Here is a 17,310-nt window from a genome sequence, read left to right as displayed (position 1 = left end):
ACTGGATGCAAGACTCGTCCCTGCCACCGCACCCGCAAGGAGCACGAAAGCCGCCATCCTCTGAACAAGGGAGCAGCATCAACCATGGCCTCAACCGCGATCGAAAGTGAATGAAAAACGCCCAACTGTCGAGAAAACACGCAGGTCAAAAAGTGCGCTCCCCGCACGCGCGGGGATGAGCCCGGCTAGAGCAGGGCCCGGACGGGGTCGCAGGCGATGCTCCCCGCACGCGCGGGGATGAGCCCGCGTGGCCTACCTGTACGACCTCGACAAATCGATGCTCCCCACACGCGCGGGGATGAGCCCGCGTGGACCATCGCGTGGTCGACGGCCAGCAGGTGCTCCCCGCACGTGGCGGACTCCTGGGCCAGGTTCAAGTGGGTAGGAATGATCATGAGGGACTCCGTGCCTGCTGACGATGACTATCGGTGGCAGGGGTGGGGCATTCGTTGTTGCTTTGGATGTCGGGGCCAGTCGAATCGGCCGAGGTACGCGCAGCTACACCACTCTGCTGGACGCGACAGCTCCAGCTTTGCTTGCGTCGAGTGCGCGTAGCCCGAAGGTGTCACCGGGCCTCGGTCGGCTGCTGATCGCGACTGGCGTAGGGCGAGACGCCGGATTGATCCGCATTTCTGGCTGATGTCGATGGGAAGTCGTACGCTGCAAGCGATTTGATGAGAAGCTGGTCGCGTCAGGGGGTGCTTGTGCTCGGGATCGAGCCGGTTGGGTTTGGTGTTGTTCGTTCGGGCGGGGCGGCCATCGGGTGTCACTACCCTCGCAACTGCGAGCGGCGGTCCGGTGCTTTCGACTTTCTTCTGCGACGTGGTCGGACCGAGAGGATCACGGGTGTCTCTGGCCGAAAATGACTGTGGTGTGGTCAGCTACGACCTGCTGTCACAACCCTGCCTACCTGTTCTCACGACCGGTGAGCTCCGCCGAGATGACGACATCGCCCGCGATTCGCATGTCGAGCGCGGTCGCTCTGGGCCTAGCCTGGCCTGGCGCAGTCTGCGGGAGGTATTCGCCTCGGCGGACGAGGACGCGCTTGCGATCACGCACCCGTCTCCCGGTACCGAGATAGCCTGCTACGAACTTCTTCTTGCCGTTTGTCATGCCGCAGGATTCACTCCGCGGTCGCCCGATGAGTGGTCCGAGTGGGTCGACGACGAGCGGCCACTCGACGACGTTGTGGACTGGTTGTCCAGCAGTGACAGTGCGGGGCGTTTCGACCTCTTCGACCCCATCCGCCCGTTCGGGCAGAACCCGCTGCTGGCGGGGGTCCTCGGGACGTGCGGCTACAGCCCTGTCCAGTTGATGCTCGAACGTGCCAAGAACTACAACCAGTTCGCCGATCATGTGCATCTGTGCGATCCCGAGCCCGTCAGCGCGCGAGACGCATTCCTGGCGATGGTCACCCAGCATTGCTACGGACTCGGTGGTCGCGTGAAGACCGAAGGGGTGGTGAAGGAACTCGCGAGCACGGTCGGCTACGGGGACTCCTTCACCCGTGGCGCCGTGGGTCGGCTCGGGACCCGTGTCAGAGTCCTGGCTGTCGGCGAGACGCTCGGGGACACGCTCCGACTCAACCTCAGCATCGGTCCTTCCGGTGGAACCTTCAACGCGACCTGGTCCGACCGGCCACGACGGTTGTTCAAATCCCTCAGGGAAGTCCGGACTTTGGACGGTCCCGCCGACTGGCACAGCACCGTCGGCCGGGGAGTTCTCCTGCGCGGAGTGCCAGCGGGCGAAGGTGGGCCGGTGGTGGATCGTGTGCTCCTGGGTATGGGTGAAACGGTCACCGCCGAACACGACAGCGACGGTTACACCGCGTACGACACGGTGTTCGTGAAGGGAAAGCCCTTACAGGCCAGCGTGGATCGCGCTCTGTGGCGCGACGTGCACGCCATCTATTCGGCCAGTCTCGCGCCCGGCCGCGGGGACGGTCTTTTCAACCTGCTCGGGAGCGAGCTACGCCGGCCCGTTCGACTGCTCGTCGTCGGATTGGATGCGAAGAACAACGATGTCCGTGGCTGGGTCAGGGACACCTTCCCCTTCGACCCCGAGCCTGATCGGAAGAGCGCGATGAAGCTCGTGTCCGAGGTGGGCGTGCAGATCACCGAGGACGCGGTCAAGGCGTTGAAAGACGCCGCGTCCGCGGCATTCGTCCACGCCTATCCGTCCTGCCCACCGAAGCAACGCAAGAACCTCATGGAGCGGTTCGATGCCACCACGTACCTGTGGGCGAGGGCCGACGCTTCGTTCCATCGCGCGTTGGAGGGTGCTGCTGTCGGACATGACCCGCAGTCCGAGCTCCACAGCCACGCCGACGCCATCCGGGCCATCGCGATCGACGCGCTCGACGAAAAGCTGAGGTCATTGACACCGAACGCACAGGGCTGGCAGGCAAGGGTCCGGGCCCGCGACAAGCTGCAGAGCGGGCTACGGGCCCGCTCCTTCAAGGAGTGGGGATCACGATGACCGAGACTGACAGCCCGCCGAAACGGACGATCGGCGAGCAAGCAGCCGCGTCCCTGTCCGGATGGCTCGGTGGCCTGATGGAAGCGCGAAACACCGGGTACCTGGCCGAGCTGCGGCGGCCCCGGGCCGAAACGGTGGCGCGGCTACTCGCGGGAAACTTCGCCGCTCCCAGGGGCACTCCGCTCAGCTCGAATGCGGTCGAGGTGTTCGAGACGGTCGCATTCTTGTTCGCGCGATTCCACGCGGGGGAGTCGCAGCTTCATCGCGGCTCGGGGTCTGTGGCATTCGCGCTGACGAAGGTTGGCGCGCAAGGGCACCGAGGCACCGATAATCCCGGATGCGTTCGGTTGATAAGTCAGATCCTGGTATCCAGGGAAGCCCCGTTTCGCCGCGTCCAGCACGGAATCGACCTCATTCGCGCGGACGCCGCCACGCCTCCGAACTGGTATCAGCTCACCATCGATCTACTCCGCTGGACGGATCCGGCGCGCACTGTTCAGCACAGCTGGGCCCGCGACTTCTACCTTCCTCAGTCCAACTCGAGAAAGCTGCGCTGACCGTGGACAACCAATACCTCTCGCTCCACTCGATCATCACGTTCTCGGGTGTTCTCCTGAATCGCGATGAGAACAACTTGCCCAAATCGCTTGTCTACGGGGAAGTTACGCGCACCAGGGTATCGGCGCAGAGTTGGCGGCGTGCTGAGCGGATGTACATGCGGACGCAGGCCAACAACGGCCGAGGCCCACTCGCGAACCACAGCTTCGGGATCAGGACACGCGAGTGGGCGATCGCGACCTCCGAGGAGCTGGTGAAGCTGGGCTGGACCAAGGACAGGGCCAATTCGATTGCACGGCTGGCACTGTCGCACTTGAAGCTCAATTTCGAGGAGGACACGCGGAAGGATTTGATGAAGACCAAGGTGGCCGTCTTCGCTCCCGCGGATTCCGGTGCTGCGTTGGCGGCTATCCTGCACAGTCCTCCTGCCCCGCTCGAAGAGTGGTTCGACGCGGAAATGACCCGCTTGCGGGTGGAAGCCGAACGCCTGGAAGTCGAGAAGAAGAATGGGAAGAAGCGGACCGCCAAGTCCGCGGAGTCGGACGAGGACGACGCGCAGAAGCCGGCGGTGACTCCCCTTCCGGGAGAAGTACGCAGGGCGCTCGTGGCGGCCCTTGCTCCAGCCGATGCGATCGACATCGCGCTCTTCGGCCGGATGCTCGCGGAGATCGCCGAAGCGGACGGTGTCGACGGCGCCATCCAGTCGATGCACTCCTTCACGGTGGACGCGGCACAGGTCGACGACGACTTCTTCACGGCGGTGGACGACCGGAAGAACGACCGGAGGAACGCGGAAATCAGAACTGGATTCGACGCGATCGAGGGGTGGTCGGGTGACGACAGCGGCGCGGCGATGACCGGCTACCAAAGCCTGACCTCAGGCACCTTCTATCGCAACGCCGTCCTCGATCGGGCGCAGCTTCGTCGAAATCTTCAGCGCGCCGGCGTACCGGCGGAGCGGCTCGCGGAGCTGGCGGACGCTGCCGAACACGCCTTCGTCGACGCGTTCTGTCACGCGGTGCCGATGGCGAAGAAGAACAACACCGGAGCCCAAGGAACGCTGCCGAAAATTATTCTGGCAGTGAGTGGTTCGCGTCCGGTCAACTACGCGTCAACCTTCGAGCGGCCGCTGGTCGCGAATGGTCAGGCGGTGAGTACGCAAGCCGTGGCGCGACTCCTGACCCAGCATCGGTTCGCCGCCGCGAAACTTCCCGGCCTGTCCGCGGGCAAGGCACTGACCTACGACATCGACATCGACGGATTCCGGACCGATGATCAGGCCGGAGCTTCCGCGGGCGAGTTCGATGGCGCGTCCATAGCTTTCGTCGACTCCTTCGAGGGCCTGGCGCACGGGGAAATTCGGTGATATCGACGCTGCTGATCCGCTTGGCGGGTCCGTTGCAGGCGTGGGGGAGGCTCTCCAAGTTTCAGCACCGCGACACGGATCCGGATCGGCCCACCAAGAGCGGGGTGATCGGGTTGCTGGCGGCGGCGGATGGGCACGAGCGCGACGAGAGTGGTCGAGACTATTCGGATGCGTTGCCGCTCGAGCGGCTCGCGGGCCTGCGATTCGGGGTTCGGGCTGATCGGCCCGGTGTACTGATCAGCGACTACCACACGGTCGGTGGCGGCACATTTCCGATCCGGCCGCGTGATCTGCTGCTGGATGAGCGGCGTATCCCGCCGGCTCGACTTCCGGGCGAGTCCGATCAACCGGCTCCATTCGGGTCATTCGATGTCGCGGACTGGTACGGCGCCCCGAAGGAGATCGCAGCCACCCCGACCGGCACGCTCAGGGCCAAATCGGCCCTGGGTCGTTCCGGGCTCATCACCACGCGGTGGTACCTCTCCGATGCCGCGTTCGTGGCGGCGGTCTCGTGCGAGGACCGGGAGTTGCTGGTCCGGCTCGGCGACCGGCTGGATCATCCGCGGCGAATGCTCTGGTTGGGGCGAAAGAACTGTCCACCCGCCGAGCGGCTCAACCATGGCGTCCACGCCGGTGACATCGCCGCGGTCTTGCAGCGCACCGCACTGCTACCCAACGCCACCGTCTCCCAGCCGTACGCGTGGTTGGAGGTTGGTCCCAACGAGCCGAATTCGACCGCGACGCAGGACCAGCCGATGAGTTTCTCCTCCCGCGGCCGGGTCCACACGCAGCGGTGGGAACGCAGACAGTCCATGGTCATCACTGAACCGGCGATCACCTGGGAGGCTTCGTGAGCACCCCGTTGGTCACCTGCCACAGCATCCTTCAGCTGAATGCGCGACATCCGGAATCCCAGCGGGCACTGCTCGACGCGCAGGCGATGCATCGACTCGTGATGGTGGGGTTCCTCGGGTGGGTCGAGGAAGGAGAGCGGGACGCTCGTGCCCAGATGGGCGTCCTGCACACGTCGAACATCGATCTCAGAAGGCACATCCTCACCGTTGTCGTGCAGTCGCGGGTTCCGCCGGACTGGTCCCGCCTCGACACACGGCAGCTGATCGATAAACCGGCGATCCTCAACATCGACCAGAAGGTGGAAACAGGCCAGCGATACCGCTTCCGCGTGGTGGTCAACCCGGTGCGGATGAGCGGCCGGCATGTTCCGCGTGGCGAGTCCGCCGCACCCCGCGGCGAACTGAAGAGGTTGGCCGACAACACACCTGCCCACGCTCGGCGGTGGTTCGTGGACCGTCTCCAGCCCGTGGGCGAGTCCCCGGTCGATGAGCGTGGAGTTCGTCGAATCGGTGCGATCGCCGTCCCCGACCGCCTCGATGTCCGGATTCTCCCCAAGCTGAGTCATGTTGGGGGCAAGCCCGGCTTGCGGATCGGTAGGGCGGAGGTGCGGGGTGAACTGGAAGTCACCGATCCGGAGGTTCTCGTCGACGCCATCATCGGCGGGATCGGTCGTGCCAAAGCCTATGGGTGCGGGCTGTTGCTGATGAAACCGATCGGCGCGGACGAGAGCTGATCGTGGCTTCGGACTCCGCGGGATCAGTCGTGACTCGGCGTCGGGCCATGAAGTGACAGGATGGCCAGCCGCCCCGATCTGTCGCCGTAGGCCACTGTGCTGGAATCGCTCGGGTGGGTGGCGCATGCGGTGATCGCCGCCGTGTCGGTAATCCAGCGCGCCAGTTCACTTCCGGTCGCGATACTCCAGAGCCGCAGGGTGCGGTCGTCGCCGCCGGAGAGGATGTACCGGTTGTCTGCGGTGACCGCTACCGTGCGGATGCGATCCGTGTGGCCGACGAGGGGACGTGGGGTTTTCGGTTCTTCGCGATCCCACACCCACACCCTGTGGTCTTTGCCGCCGGCCACGATGAACCGTCCGTCGGAGGTAACCGCCAGCGTTGTCACCTCCTCATCGGGGCCGTGCAGGAGGCAGAGCTCCCGGCCGCTGTCCAGGTCCGAGACGAGGACGAAGCGGTCGAAGCCGGCGGAGATGATCTGCCGGCTGTCAGGTGTGACCACGACCGCGTAGACCTCATGGCGGTGAGCGGTCAGGGTGCGTTCGAGTTGGCCGCCGGGTAGACCCCAGACCTTCACCGTTCGGTCGCTGCTCGCGGTGACGAAATGCCGGCCATCGGCGGTTGGGTGCACTGCTGTGATCCGTTGTGTATGAGCGTCTGTCGTGGGTATCAGTCGCTTTTCCACTAGATCCCAAACCTGCACCTTCCCGTCGCTGCCGCCGAGGATGAGGTGCCGTTCGGTGGAGCCGACGACCGTCGCTGCACTGTCGCCGAGCTGCTCGTGCAGCGGATGGTCGATGCCGGCGCTCTGCCAATCCCACACGCTGAAAGTGCTTCCGCGGCCGGAGAAATGCGCACGGTGGCCGTCGCCTGTGAAAGCGATCATCTCGATTTCTCGGGAGTGATCGAGCGTCGAGGTTCCGGGGCGTTGATCCTGCGAAAATCTCCACACGCAAACAGAATTGTCTCTGTCGCCGGAGACAATGTGCTGCTCACTCGGAGAGATAGCGACGGCCTGAACGGAGTCGGTGTGACCTGGCATCTCGCGCACGCGCAGACTTTGCCGATCCCATACCCGGACGATCTTGTCGCGCCCCGCGGTGACTATGTGTGCGCCATCCGCGCTGATGGCTACGGAATGCACTCCGCGGCCGGGCAATTCGAGCTCGGATGTGGCGCCGCCGTGCGTATCCCAGACCATGGTTCGATCGCGACTACAGGACACGACGTATCGGCCGTCGGCCGAGATTGCCACAGCCTCGATCTCGCGCTTGTCCCAGCCCAGCTCACGTCCGCTGCGACTGTCCGTACTCCACACTCGGACTGTCTTGTCGTAACTGCCGGACACGATGATCCGGCCGTCGGAGGACACCGCCACGGCGGTCACACGCCCGTTATGGCCCGGCAGGTCGTACTCCATGCGTTGGTCGGCCACGTTCCACACCTGCACGTTCCGATCGCTGCACCCGACCACGACGTACTTGCTGTCGGGAGTGACCGCCACCGCGAAGACCTGCTCCGATACCGGTAGAACGGTTTCCTGGCGTCCCGTGGCCAGGGCCGACACTCGAACCGTTCCGTCCAGACTGCCCGACACGATCTGATGACCGTCCGACGTCGCGGCCAGAGCGGTCACGTGCTGCCGATGGTGATCGATCGTGTCGATGAATCGGCCGGTCGCCGCTTCCCATACGCGTACGGTGTTGCCGTCGCCGGACACGATGAATCGGCCGTCGGGCGTGAACGTCACGGCTTTGGCGGGCGATCCCTGACCGGGCAGGCGACGTTCGAGCGGCCCGCCATGTTGGGTGAGACTGCCGGGAGTCCGGGGCCGCATCCACCACTGTCCGTTCGGTGGGCGCGCGGAGTCCACGAGTGCGCGAAGCCCCGGATCCTCGTCGCCGAGCAGTCGACCGATGAGCTGACCCGGGAGCAGACCAGGTTCGGTGGCCAGTACATGTGATGAGAGCTGGAGTACTTCGTGAACGATCGCCACCGGCGCCAGCAAGGGCTTTTGATGTGAGTAGTCGGTCAGCAGTAGAGCGATGTCCGTGTCCGTGAGCTTGCGTGTCATCCAGGCATAACTGGTCAGCAGCTCGGAGAGCAGCTCAAAGTGGTTCGCGTTGGTCAGGTGAAACGCGAGGTTCTGGAGCAGGTAGCCGTCATTGGGCCCGGCAGCCCACTGTTTCGCGAGTGCGCCGCCGGTGACTTCGACTCGCTCGTCCCGCTGTATCCACGAGTAGTAGCCGCCGATGAGGCGGCGATGCGCGGACTCGACATCGCGGGCCTTGGTCAACTCATGGTGGACCACCTTGAATTCGAGGTCGTGCAAGGTGAACGAAACGTCGTCGGAAGCATCGGTTCCTTCTCGCTGTACGAGGCATCTGTTGACGAGGCGGGTGAGCAGCAAATCAGCGTCTGCGGCACCAATGTCCGAGGAAGCCCACAGCGCGTTGATAGCTGAGCGTGGAACCAGGCCGCGGTCGCGGAAGACGGCAAGTTCCTGATATCGGTTCCGGTCGTCATCGGGCAACTCGTCGATGCTCAGTGCGATACAGGCCAGAACGTTGGAATGGTCGTACTCGTCGGGGTTGACTTCGTTCGCGATCGCCTGAACATCGGTAGATCGCAGCACATCCCAGACGCCTTGCCAGTCCCGTATGTGACCCCCTCTCGCGGTGATCATTCCGCCGATGAGGGCGACTCCGAACGCCAGCTGCCCGACCCACCTGCACAACTCGTCCGCGACGGGCGGGCGTCGTCTGTTGCCCAGTCCGGCTCGCTTGTCCAGGAGAGCGAGAGCCTCGTCGAGACCCAATTCGGCCACCTCGTGCTCGGCGGCGCCGATGGCCTGCGCGATGCCGCGATCGCGCGTGGTGAACAGCAGCACTCCATGATCACGAACGACGCCCAGCGCCGGTATCGTGTCGATGCTCCACACGTTGTCGACAACCAACAGCACGGCTCGGGCACCGAGCAAACGTGCCAGATGATGTTTGCCTTCTTCGGTGCTGGAGAACAGCTCGGCCGACCCCAGTTGTTTGGCGAATTGTTGCTGTAGGTCGACTGCAGTCATGCCCTGCTCGGCTTTGAGCCAGTAGACGTCATTGGCGAAGGCGGGTTTGCAATCCCGCGCGATCGCGGCTGCGAGAGTCGACTTTCCAGCGCCACCCATACCGACCAGCGCCACGGCCGAGGTGGACGTCGTCTTGGCTCTCGCGTCCTCGATCGCCGTGCGTACCTCGTCGATTATGCGATCACGGGTCACATACCCATGAGGGTTGGAGGGGAGGTAGCCGCCAGTCGGCGGTGCGATGGGATCGGCGACGCTCGGGGGGTAAAAATGGTTGTGTTGGGCGTTGTTATTGCCGATTTGCGAGACGTGATTCGATCGTGCGTAGTGGGTCGCTGCCTGGTCGGGCTTTTTGGCCAAACGCTGTTCGGCACCGTGCGCCGCCATCTCGAGATCCGTTCTGGTTCAGGGCGATCAATGCGAACACGCCGTCCCGCACGTCAGCCTGAGGCGATGCGGGTTCGCGATCCGCTCGGTGGGCCCGACCAGCTACCCAAAGTTGTTGTGCTGGACGTTGTTGTCGCCGATCTGGACGCCTTGTGCTCGTCGGAGATCGATCTGTGCTCGTGCCTGCTCGACGTGACTGGATGGCAGTTGTGCCAGTAGGGCTTTCGCCGCCGCCTCCGCCTCGGAATCCGGGGTGTTGTTGCGACGATCGAGCAGGGCTGCGATCTCGTCCACGTTGCTGCCGGGCGCTTTCTCGTTGGCCTCGATTGCCGCAACGGCCTCGGGATCGCCGCCACGGTTGATGCGGTTGCGAAGCGCGGTGTACAGGTCGCGGACGACCGCTGAAGCGGCATCCTGGCCGCCCGCTGCGGCGCCTGCGATGAGAGCTGTGACGATGATAGTGATCGGGTCCATGCCCATCCTTCCCTGGCGCGCGCTGACTACGCGGTAATCAGGCTACACATGTGGCGGTGGTAGGTTCTCGGATCGGTTGGAACGTGGTGGTGGCGAGAGTTGATGAATTGTCCGGTACGCCAACGCTATCCGGTTCGTAGTTCTCGCTGATCTCGTGCAGTCCGTCTTGTGGTGCGGTCGGGGCCGGCGGAGTCTGTCGGCATCGTCCGGATGGGTGGCGATGAGTTGCTGTAAAGACGTCCACGAACTGCTGATGCCTGGCGATCCGGGCGCGGGTCAGGAGTGGGACACCGACATCGTCGAACTATGGGACAGGACCGGCAATGTCGCCGGCGGCGTAGCCTACGACGATGAGGAAGTCCCGTGGTAGTCCTTGTCCTCAGTGCCTGCCCAGCAGGTCTGCGTGGGCATCTGACCCGCTGGCTACTCGAGGTCAGTCGCTGAGTTTTCGTCGGAATCATCGGTGCGCGGGTGCGGGACCTGATGTGGGAGCGCGTTACGGAACTGTCCAAGGACGGCCGCGCGATCATGATCTACTCCACGCGCTCTGAACAACGCCTGGCTTTCAAGGTCCATCGACATGAATGGGAGCCGGTCGACGTCGACGGCGTCTTCCTGATGCGTCGTCCACATCCGGGCGATCACAAGCCCAGCAGGCCCCGGGCAGGGTGGAGCAAGGCCAGCAGATATCGAAAGGCGGTCCGTAGTCGTACGAAGAAGGCCACGAATGAAAGTGAATGAAAATCGGCCTGTTGGCGCGAAGACCTGCTGGTCAGGAAGTGTGCTCCCCGCACGCGTGGGGATGAGCCCCGATGAACAGCGCCGCGGCGCCAGAGATAGAGGTGCTCCCCGCACGCGTGGGGATGAGCCGGTGATGACCGTGGAGAACACGGCACTGGCGAAGTGCTCCCCGCACGCGTGGGGATGAGCCCTCGGGGCTCAGTTCCGTCCGCCACATCTTCTCGTGCTCCCCGCACGCGTGGGGATGAGCCCTGGATGGGCACCAAACCCGAAGTGCCGTGGGTGTGCTCCCCGCACGCGTGGGGATGAGCCCTGGGCGTCGACCACGACACCGGAGTCGTCGAGGTGCTCCCTGCCGCGCGGGGATGAGCCTTGGTTCCGCGCCACGCGCGGGCTGGGCGAGTTCGCGGTCGCGTGGGATCGTCGGGGGAAGGAATGGCCCAGCCATCCGGACAACAAGGTCGGCTTCCTGGTGCCGGTGCTCCATGCCTTCCAGGCGTGGCGTAGCGGGCGGTCGTCGCGGGACGTTGCTCCCGAGGTGGTCGAGGAGATCATTCTGGAGTGGTACCTGGATGCCATCCCCAGAACCGGGGGACCGCGTTTCACCGCATCGAGCGGGCTATCACAGGGCGTTGATCGGTGACTGGCGGCCTGGCGCCGTCCGTGAGCAAGCGTTGGTGCTGCTGCCGGAGTGGGTGCGATTCCTGAGGGAGCGTGGCGGGCTGGCGACGCCGCTGCTCGAGTTGTCGGTGAGCGCTGCGGGAGAACCCGCCCCGGACAATCCGAGATGTCCGGTGCTGTAAGTCGAACACGCCAGACCATCGTGGCAGCGGGGCGAATGTCACTGTTCCACTGCTGGGTTCGACGCCGGGGGTGGTGTGTTGAACGTGATCCATTTGGCGACAACGGGTAACGGCGTAGCCCCCTACGTCAGTCACACGGCTCGGGTGACGGCGAGCGCTGGCTCGGTCTGGCACCGAGCCCCGCACGCCGGACCCTGCGTCGACGGGCGAACCGTTTCGGCCACGGTTGTCGTGGGCTTATCCCCCGCGCGTGCGGGGAGCATGCCACCGACGACACCAGCGCGCCGACCGATCCCGGCTCATCCCCGCGCGTGCGGGGAGCATGACGTCATGACCTTCACGCTCATCGCCGCGTAGGGTTCATCCCCGCGCGTGCGGGGAGCATCCGGATTCGCCAGTCGGCGTAGAAGGGAGTCAGGGTTCATCCCCGCGCGTGCGGGGAGCATACTTTTTGACCTGCATGTTTTCTCGATGGTTGGGCAGTTTTCATTCACTTTCGATCGGGGACCCGGGGCCATCATCGGTGTTGCTCCTCTGTTCAGAGGGTGGACTGCGTGCTTCGGCCGGCACGGTGGTGATAGCAAGTCTTACGCTTACAGTATCGGTCTCTGTCATGTCGTGTGCGTCATGTAGTGCGGCAAGGAGATTCGGCATGGAGGTGTGATCTTTGGGCTTCCGCCATCCATCACGATTGACTTGCGACGCGTAGTGTCTTCAGGCCGGGAACACGAAGGATTGGTCGAATCTCGGACCGTTCGGGTTCTGTGCCTTTGATCAAAGGTCCAGGCGATGCGGAAAGCGCAGTACGGTCGCGGGTTTCGGGCCGAAGTCGTCGTTCAATCGTTCGGCTGCGGCGCGAGCCCGGGCGCAGGGTGGATCGCAGTCGCGGTGGTAGACCCTGGCTTCGATCGCTTCGGTTTGGGTCATTCGGCTCTCTGACGTGCCGACCGTGTGTTCTTCCAGCATTTTCAGGCGTGGGCCGTAGCGTTCGGTGGTGTCCCTGACCGGCTTGATCGGGGTGAGCATCGCTGTTGCCCAATGCCATTCGTTGCGTTCTGCGATCTCGAGCAGTTGGCGCAGCCGGCCGCAGTTGGTGGTGCTTTGACCGGGGCCGGGGGTGCAGTGGCGATGTGGGTGCAGTAGGGCCCGGACACCGTGGGGATAGCGGAGGTCGACCCGGTACGCCGATACAGGGTGGTGATCGAGTCGCGAGGAGACGCCGGTCATGGGTGCCGCCTTCGATCGGGGCCGGCTGCGCGGTGCTTCCCGTGCAAGCAGCGCGAGATCATGGGATAGCTGCTGCCGGTGGACAACTCGAGGGGGAGCACGGCCGGTCGATCATGGTGGCCGTCGTTTTCGCGTAGGTCGGCCACCAGTGCTGCGATCACGGTGAGCAGGCCGCCGAGAAACAGGACTAGCAAAACCCAGGATTCCCAAAGCATTTGAATGTCTCCTTGGTCGGTGATCGCTTTGGTCGTCGAACGGCGACTTGGCCGAGGCCGCCGGTTGTGCTGTGGGTCAAGTAGACATCGGATTGAGTCAATGCACCGCGAGAATTGGAATGGCCGTGAAATTATGGTGGGCGGGCCAGATTGGTACGGTCCAGAAAGTGTCAACCCGGATAGCGAGGCTAATGAAATGAGCACCGTTTCCCGTAGGGCATTTGGAAAGTTCCTTCGTCAGATTCGTGAAGAAGCGAAGGTCAGCAGCCTGTCGGCGGGACTGCATATCGAAACGTCCAAGCAGACCCTGCTGCGTATGGAGGACGGGATCCCAACCAAGATCGCGACATCGCAGATCGCTCAGCTGCTCGACTTGTACAAGGTTAGACCGGACGTCCGATCCGAGGCGCTTCGGCTGTGGGGCGAAGTCAGGGAGCAAGCGAAACAGCAGAAAATGCAAGGGAATTCGAAGGGATTCTGGCAGCCGTACGCGGATCAGATCGCACCGCACTTTCCCCATTTTCTGCGATTGGAAGCGGCTGCCGATCGCGCCATCGCGCACCAACTCGTCTTGGTCCCAGGGTTGCTGCAAACGGCCGACTACCGGCGGGCGCTCGCTCGCCTGGAGGTTCCTGGGCTGTCGGCCGTCAATGTCGAGCGCAGGATCGAGTTGGTCGAACGCAGGCAGGCCAGGTTGAGCGAGGGCAAGTTCGCGATGGACGTGCTCCTGTCAGAGGCCGCCCTGCGGCACCAGCCGGCCACATCCGCCGTGATGGCAGCGCAGATGCGATGGCTGGTGGAGGTCAGCAACCGCGACAACATCAGTGTTCGCGTCGTTCCGTTCAGTACCAGCCCGCACCGCGGATTGGTGATTCAGTCGTTCCACATGCTCGAATTCCCGCGTTCGGAAGGGGGTTTGGTCGAACCGACCGTTGTCTACCTCGAGGGTGCGGTCGGCGCGCTCTACCACGAGCAACCTGACGTTGTGGGTCGGTATCAGGAAGCGATCTCGGCCTTGCGAGCGGTAGCGTTGTCTGAAGCAGGCACCCGAGATCTGGTGTTACGAGTTGCGAAGGAGTACGAGGCGTGAACAGTCAACCGCCCGTTCGGCAGTGGTACAAATCCAGTCGATCTTCGAATGCTAACGATTGTGTCGAGGTGTACCAGGACGTCGCCCGCGTCGGCGTGCGGGACTCCAAGCACCCCGGCGGGCCCGAGTTGTGGTTCTCCGCCGATGCGTGGGATGCCTTCCTGGAGAGCGGGATCTGGCAGGCTTGACGTGACAGCCGAGTGCCTTCGCTCGCAACGCATCGCGCGGAGGCATTCGTCCATCTCTCGCCGGTCGCGATGGCGACGTCGAGTCAATCGTCAGCCGATCAACTGCGATTTCGTCCCGTGCCAGGTGACCACGAGCTCGTCACGAGCCCGGCTCGCCGCGACATAGAGCAGTGAGCGTTCCCTCAGCATGGCCTCGTCGCGTTCCTCCTCGAGGACAGCGCGCATTCCGCCCGCCGCGGTCATGTGTGCTTCGCCAACCCCGGCGAGGATGACCCGCGAGAACTCCATGCCTTTGGATCGGTGCATGGTGAGCACCTGCACTACGCCTGGAGCGGCTGGATTGCTCTCGAGCGCTCGAGCTTCGATGTCTCGGGTCACCAGGGCGGTCACGAACTCGTCGCGGTCGTGCTGTCCCCGCGTGAGTACAGCGATGGTTCCCGGATCGACTCCGTCGGTGATCCATTGCCACACCAGATCGGTGATGCGATCGAATTGATCTGTGGCCGTGTGGCACTCGATGAGCTGGGGGTTGGGTCCCAGTCGCACCGACCGGTAGCCGTGCGTGGACTCCTCGCCCTGTTCCAGGTCGTGATAGTCACCGCCGGCCAGTATGTTGACCGCGAAATGCAGGTTTTGCGCCGTGGTCCGGTAGTTGAGCGTCAGTCGGCGAGCCCGTCCGACAATCTTGATTCCGAAGCGGGACAGCACAACCGGTTGTCCGTAGATCCGTTGATGCGAGTCCTCCGCGATGAACAGATCGTTGGGTCCGTCGCCCACCAGGGCACGCAACAGTGCCCAGTGGGTCGCGTGCAGGTCCTGAGCCTCGTCCACCAGAACATGGTCGGCGACATGGGGTTCGCCCGCGCTCACTCGCTGCTGGAGATGCTCCGCTGCCACCGCCAGCACCTCGGGAAAGCTGAGGCTCTTCTCGGTGCGGCTGCGCTTCCGGAACTCCTCGGTCAACATCCACACCGAGAGTCGCTGCGCCCGGCTCAACCGCACGCCCCGCCCGGCCCGGGCCACCTTCACGTATTGATCAGCTGTCGACACCTTGTTCGCGAGAATGACCGACACGTACTCGTTTTCGAGAAACCCGGGGTTGGCTAGCCGTGCTTCGAGCCCACTCTGCACCGACTTCGCGGCGGTACGCCAGACCTGATCGGTTCTTGTTCGCTTCGGGGAGTAGCCGCGGCCGCTGGGTCCGAACAGCGCGTCGAGCGCCCCGGTGAGGCTGGTGGCGTGATGTGCGATGGCACCGGCGAGCTTGTCGATACCCGCGACGTATACGCCCGGTTCCCCGGGGCGGTCCGCGATCCGCACGTCCGGATCGAGCACGCGCAGATCCGCTTCCAGGCCCATCGCGAGGGCTTTGTTGTACGTGGTCAAGATGATGCGCGCGTTGGGATCTCGCTTGGCGAGCATTCGCGCACGATGAATCGCCACCACCGTCTTGCCGGTGCCGGCGCCGCCCGAAAGCCGGAACGGGCCGCTGAAATCCCGCGCGACATAGTCTCGCTGCTCCGGATGCAGAAAGGTCCGCCAGGCTGCGAAGTCTCCACCTTCGAGCACCCGCCGCAGCTCGTCATTGTTGTCGATCAGCGTGAACTGCATTTGCGACGCCGGGGTCTCCAGCGCCTCGATGATCTGATCACTCTCGCCCCGGCTACGGTCGATCGACGACGTGGTGAACCCGAGCTTGTCCCGAATCTCGTCAATCCCCGTGCCGCAAGCGAGTTCGAGCAGTGCGTTCCCCTGCCACCCGCCGACCTCGGCCGCCAGCTCGTTGATCACATAGTCATCGGCAGCCGCGAGCGCCCGCGCCGCCACTTCCTCGGCAAGTCCGAGCTGATCGGTGAGTGCGGTCAATGTGAACCCAACTTTGACAAGGAACGGCAACTCGCCGGTCCCGGCCAACCCCACATCGCCGGCGGGAACGGGCACTACGGTCGGCGTACGCCGACCCGACTTCCCTTCTGTGCCTCCGAGTATGGCCTCCAACACGTTGTTCACCGGGTTGACCCGCAACACCGACTTGGCCGCCATAGCGATGGCGTCATCGTGCGGCCACGTCCCCAGATAGATGTAGTAGGTACTCCCCGCGGACCCGTCCACCCGAAACAACACCGCCCGAAACTTCAGATCCACCCGCCCGGTCCGAACCCGCGAGTCCACCGAGTTCTTGATCGGCTCGATGTGCAAACCCGGTGTGGTGTCATTGATCTGGATCTTCTGCAGGAAGTCGAACACCTTCCCCTTGAGCGACCCGTCAAGCTTCGGCATCGCCTTGACCTGCGTGCCCATCACCACGTATGCCATGGCAGCCCTCTCCGCTCACCGCGTCGAAACCCCAACTCTGCCGCGCACGGTGCTGTCGGTTTTCGGATGCCCTGTGCGGCGGCGTCGACCTGTGGGTGGAATTGTCTCACCCGTGAGGTGTGGCCAACGGGGAGTCGGCCTGCGTATCCCCGCGCGTGCGGGGAGCATTCTGGGTGCGCAGCTCTGCCGCGATCGTCTGAGGGCTCATCCCCGCGCGTGCGGGGAGCATTGCCGGCGGCGCGCCTCGGCGACCGGCCACCACGGCTCATCCCCGCGCGTGCGGGGAGCATGAGGATCGGCAGCATGACCACCGAGAACGACCGGGCTCATCCCCGCGCGTGCGGGGAGCATGTCAAGACCGGCATCGGCGCCGTGGGTACCGCGGGCTCATCCGCGCGCGTGCGGGGAGCATCACCGCATGTTGTGGACCGTCGATGATCTCCTGGGCTCAACCCCGCGCGTGCGGGGAGCATAAGAATTCCCAGTAGTGCGACCAGCCAAGGTTGGGCTCATCCCCGCGCGTGCGGGGAGCATTTGCCCGGATTCAATTTCAGGGTCGCGAGGGAGGGCTCATCCCCGCGCGTGCGGGGAGCATCACCGCAAGCTCTCGATGCACTCGCACGCCGAGGGCTCATCCCCGCGCGTGCGGGGAGCATCTCCGCGGACCTTCGCTCGACGAGGTGAGCCCGGGCTCATCCCCGCGCGTGCGGGGAGCATTATGAGGCGGTGATCGTGGAGAACGTCCCCGAGGGCTATTCACGTCTCCTCATCTGAGCCTGCCGACGAGCTGTCCTTGGTATAGCTCGCG

Annotated in this window: 13 protein-coding genes, 1 pseudogene and 2 CRISPR repeat arrays; of the genes and pseudogenes, 9 read left to right on the top strand and 5 right to left on the bottom strand. The window is 64.2% G+C overall.

The genetic code is table 11. The features are described 5' to 3' along the window. Positions 1–846: 846 nt before the first annotated feature. Genes ACWIGI_RS39455 through cas6e form a run of 5 tightly spaced genes read left to right on the top strand, consistent with a single transcriptional unit; the run spans position 847 to position 5,990 of the window. Positions 847–2,478 carry a type I-E CRISPR-associated protein Cse1/CasA gene (locus tag ACWIGI_RS39455; protein WP_454208761.1) on the top strand — a complete coding sequence of 544 codons (1,632 nt, stop codon included), beginning with the start codon at positions 847–849 and terminating at the stop codon, positions 2,476–2,478. Beyond that, positions 2,475–3,035 (top strand): type I-E CRISPR-associated protein Cse2/CasB, encoded by a 561-nt coding sequence (gene casB / locus ACWIGI_RS39450; RefSeq protein ID WP_454208760.1) that lies wholly within the window; start codon positions 2,475–2,477, stop codon positions 3,033–3,035. The genes ACWIGI_RS39455 and casB overlap by 4 nt, the downstream gene beginning before the upstream one ends. Before the next feature lie 2 nt (positions 3,036–3,037). Continuing rightward, positions 3,038–4,402 carry a type I-E CRISPR-associated protein Cas7/Cse4/CasC gene (locus ACWIGI_RS39445; RefSeq protein WP_454208759.1) on the top strand — a complete coding sequence of 455 codons (1,365 nt, stop codon included), beginning with the start codon at positions 3,038–3,040 and terminating at the stop codon, positions 4,400–4,402. Beyond that, positions 4,399–5,256, top strand: a complete 858-nt coding sequence (gene cas5e, locus ACWIGI_RS39440; RefSeq protein WP_454208758.1) for a type I-E CRISPR-associated protein Cas5/CasD — start codon at positions 4,399–4,401, stop codon at positions 5,254–5,256. The genes ACWIGI_RS39445 and cas5e overlap by 4 nt, the downstream gene beginning before the upstream one ends. After that, on the top strand, positions 5,253–5,990 hold the full coding sequence (gene cas6e / locus ACWIGI_RS39435; RefSeq protein ID WP_454208757.1) for a type I-E CRISPR-associated protein Cas6/Cse3/CasE: 738 nt from the start codon (positions 5,253–5,255) through the stop codon (positions 5,988–5,990). Before cas5e ends, cas6e begins: the two co-directional genes overlap by 4 nt. Before the next feature lie 23 nt (positions 5,991–6,013). Here cas6e and ACWIGI_RS39430 read toward each other — a convergent pair whose 3' ends face one another. Then, positions 6,014–9,448, bottom strand: a complete 3,435-nt coding sequence (locus ACWIGI_RS39430) for an NB-ARC domain-containing protein (RefSeq protein WP_454208756.1) — start codon at positions 9,446–9,448, stop codon at positions 6,014–6,016. Between the two features lie 102 nt (positions 9,449–9,550). Then, a complete protein-coding gene (locus tag ACWIGI_RS39425; protein ID WP_454208755.1) occupies positions 9,551–9,922 on the bottom strand; it encodes a hypothetical protein in 372 nt (123 codons plus the stop codon). A 220-nt stretch (positions 9,923–10,142) separates the two neighbouring features. On the opposite strand from ACWIGI_RS39425, the gene ACWIGI_RS39420 reads away from it, so the two are divergent. Beyond that, positions 10,143–10,292, top strand: coding sequence for a hypothetical protein (locus ACWIGI_RS39420; protein ID WP_454208754.1), 150 nt, complete (start codon positions 10,143–10,145; stop codon positions 10,290–10,292). Further along, positions 10,286–10,663, top strand: a pseudogene (gene cas2e, locus ACWIGI_RS39415) (type I-E CRISPR-associated endoribonuclease Cas2e). The gene ACWIGI_RS39420 and the pseudogene cas2e overlap by 7 nt, the downstream one beginning before the upstream one ends. A 40-nt stretch (positions 10,664–10,703) precedes the next feature. Then, a CRISPR array of direct repeats spans positions 10,704–10,975; the repeat unit is 28 nt; unit sequence GTGCTCCCCGCACGCGTGGGGATGAGCC. Positions 10,976–12,240: 1,265 nt separating this feature from the next. Here the strand turns inward: cas2e and ACWIGI_RS39410 are convergent. Together ACWIGI_RS39410 and ACWIGI_RS39405 are read right to left on the bottom strand one after the other, a co-directional pair. Continuing rightward, positions 12,241–12,693: a hypothetical protein gene (locus ACWIGI_RS39410; protein ID WP_454208753.1), complete on the bottom strand. Its 453-nt coding sequence runs from the start codon at positions 12,691–12,693 to the stop codon at positions 12,241–12,243. After that, the gene (locus ACWIGI_RS39405; protein WP_454208752.1) at positions 12,690–12,908 is read right to left on the bottom strand and encodes a hypothetical protein; all 219 of its coding nucleotides are present in this window, start codon (positions 12,906–12,908) and stop codon (positions 12,690–12,692) included. Before ACWIGI_RS39405 ends, ACWIGI_RS39410 begins: the two co-directional genes overlap by 4 nt. A 196-nt stretch (positions 12,909–13,104) precedes the next feature. Here ACWIGI_RS39405 and ACWIGI_RS39400 point away from each other — a divergent pair, with 196 nt between their 5' ends. Both ACWIGI_RS39400 and ACWIGI_RS39395 read left to right on the top strand, forming a co-directional pair. Beyond that, complete coding sequence (locus ACWIGI_RS39400; RefSeq protein ID WP_454208751.1) at positions 13,105–13,998, top strand: DUF5753 domain-containing protein; 894 nt, start codon at positions 13,105–13,107, stop codon at positions 13,996–13,998. Beyond that, positions 13,995–14,186, top strand: coding sequence for a DUF397 domain-containing protein (locus ACWIGI_RS39395; protein WP_454208750.1), 192 nt, complete (start codon positions 13,995–13,997; stop codon positions 14,184–14,186). The genes ACWIGI_RS39400 and ACWIGI_RS39395 overlap by 4 nt, the downstream gene beginning before the upstream one ends. A gap of 90 nt (positions 14,187–14,276) precedes the next feature. Here ACWIGI_RS39395 and ACWIGI_RS39390 read toward each other — a convergent pair whose 3' ends face one another. After that, complete coding sequence (locus tag ACWIGI_RS39390; protein ID WP_454208749.1) at positions 14,277–16,502, bottom strand: 3'-5' exonuclease; 2,226 nt, start codon at positions 16,500–16,502, stop codon at positions 14,277–14,279. A 139-nt stretch (positions 16,503–16,641) separates the two neighbouring features. Further along, positions 16,642–17,219: direct repeats of the CRISPR family, unit length 29 nt; unit sequence GGGCTCATCCCCGCGCGTGCGGGGAGCAT. Between the last annotated feature and the right edge of the window lie 91 nt (positions 17,220–17,310).

It is taken from the genome of Nocardia sp. NPDC055321 (genome assembly GCF_053645575.1).
The sequence above is the reverse complement of the archived record's forward strand: the minus strand, read 5'-3'. Positions and strand labels throughout refer to the sequence as shown.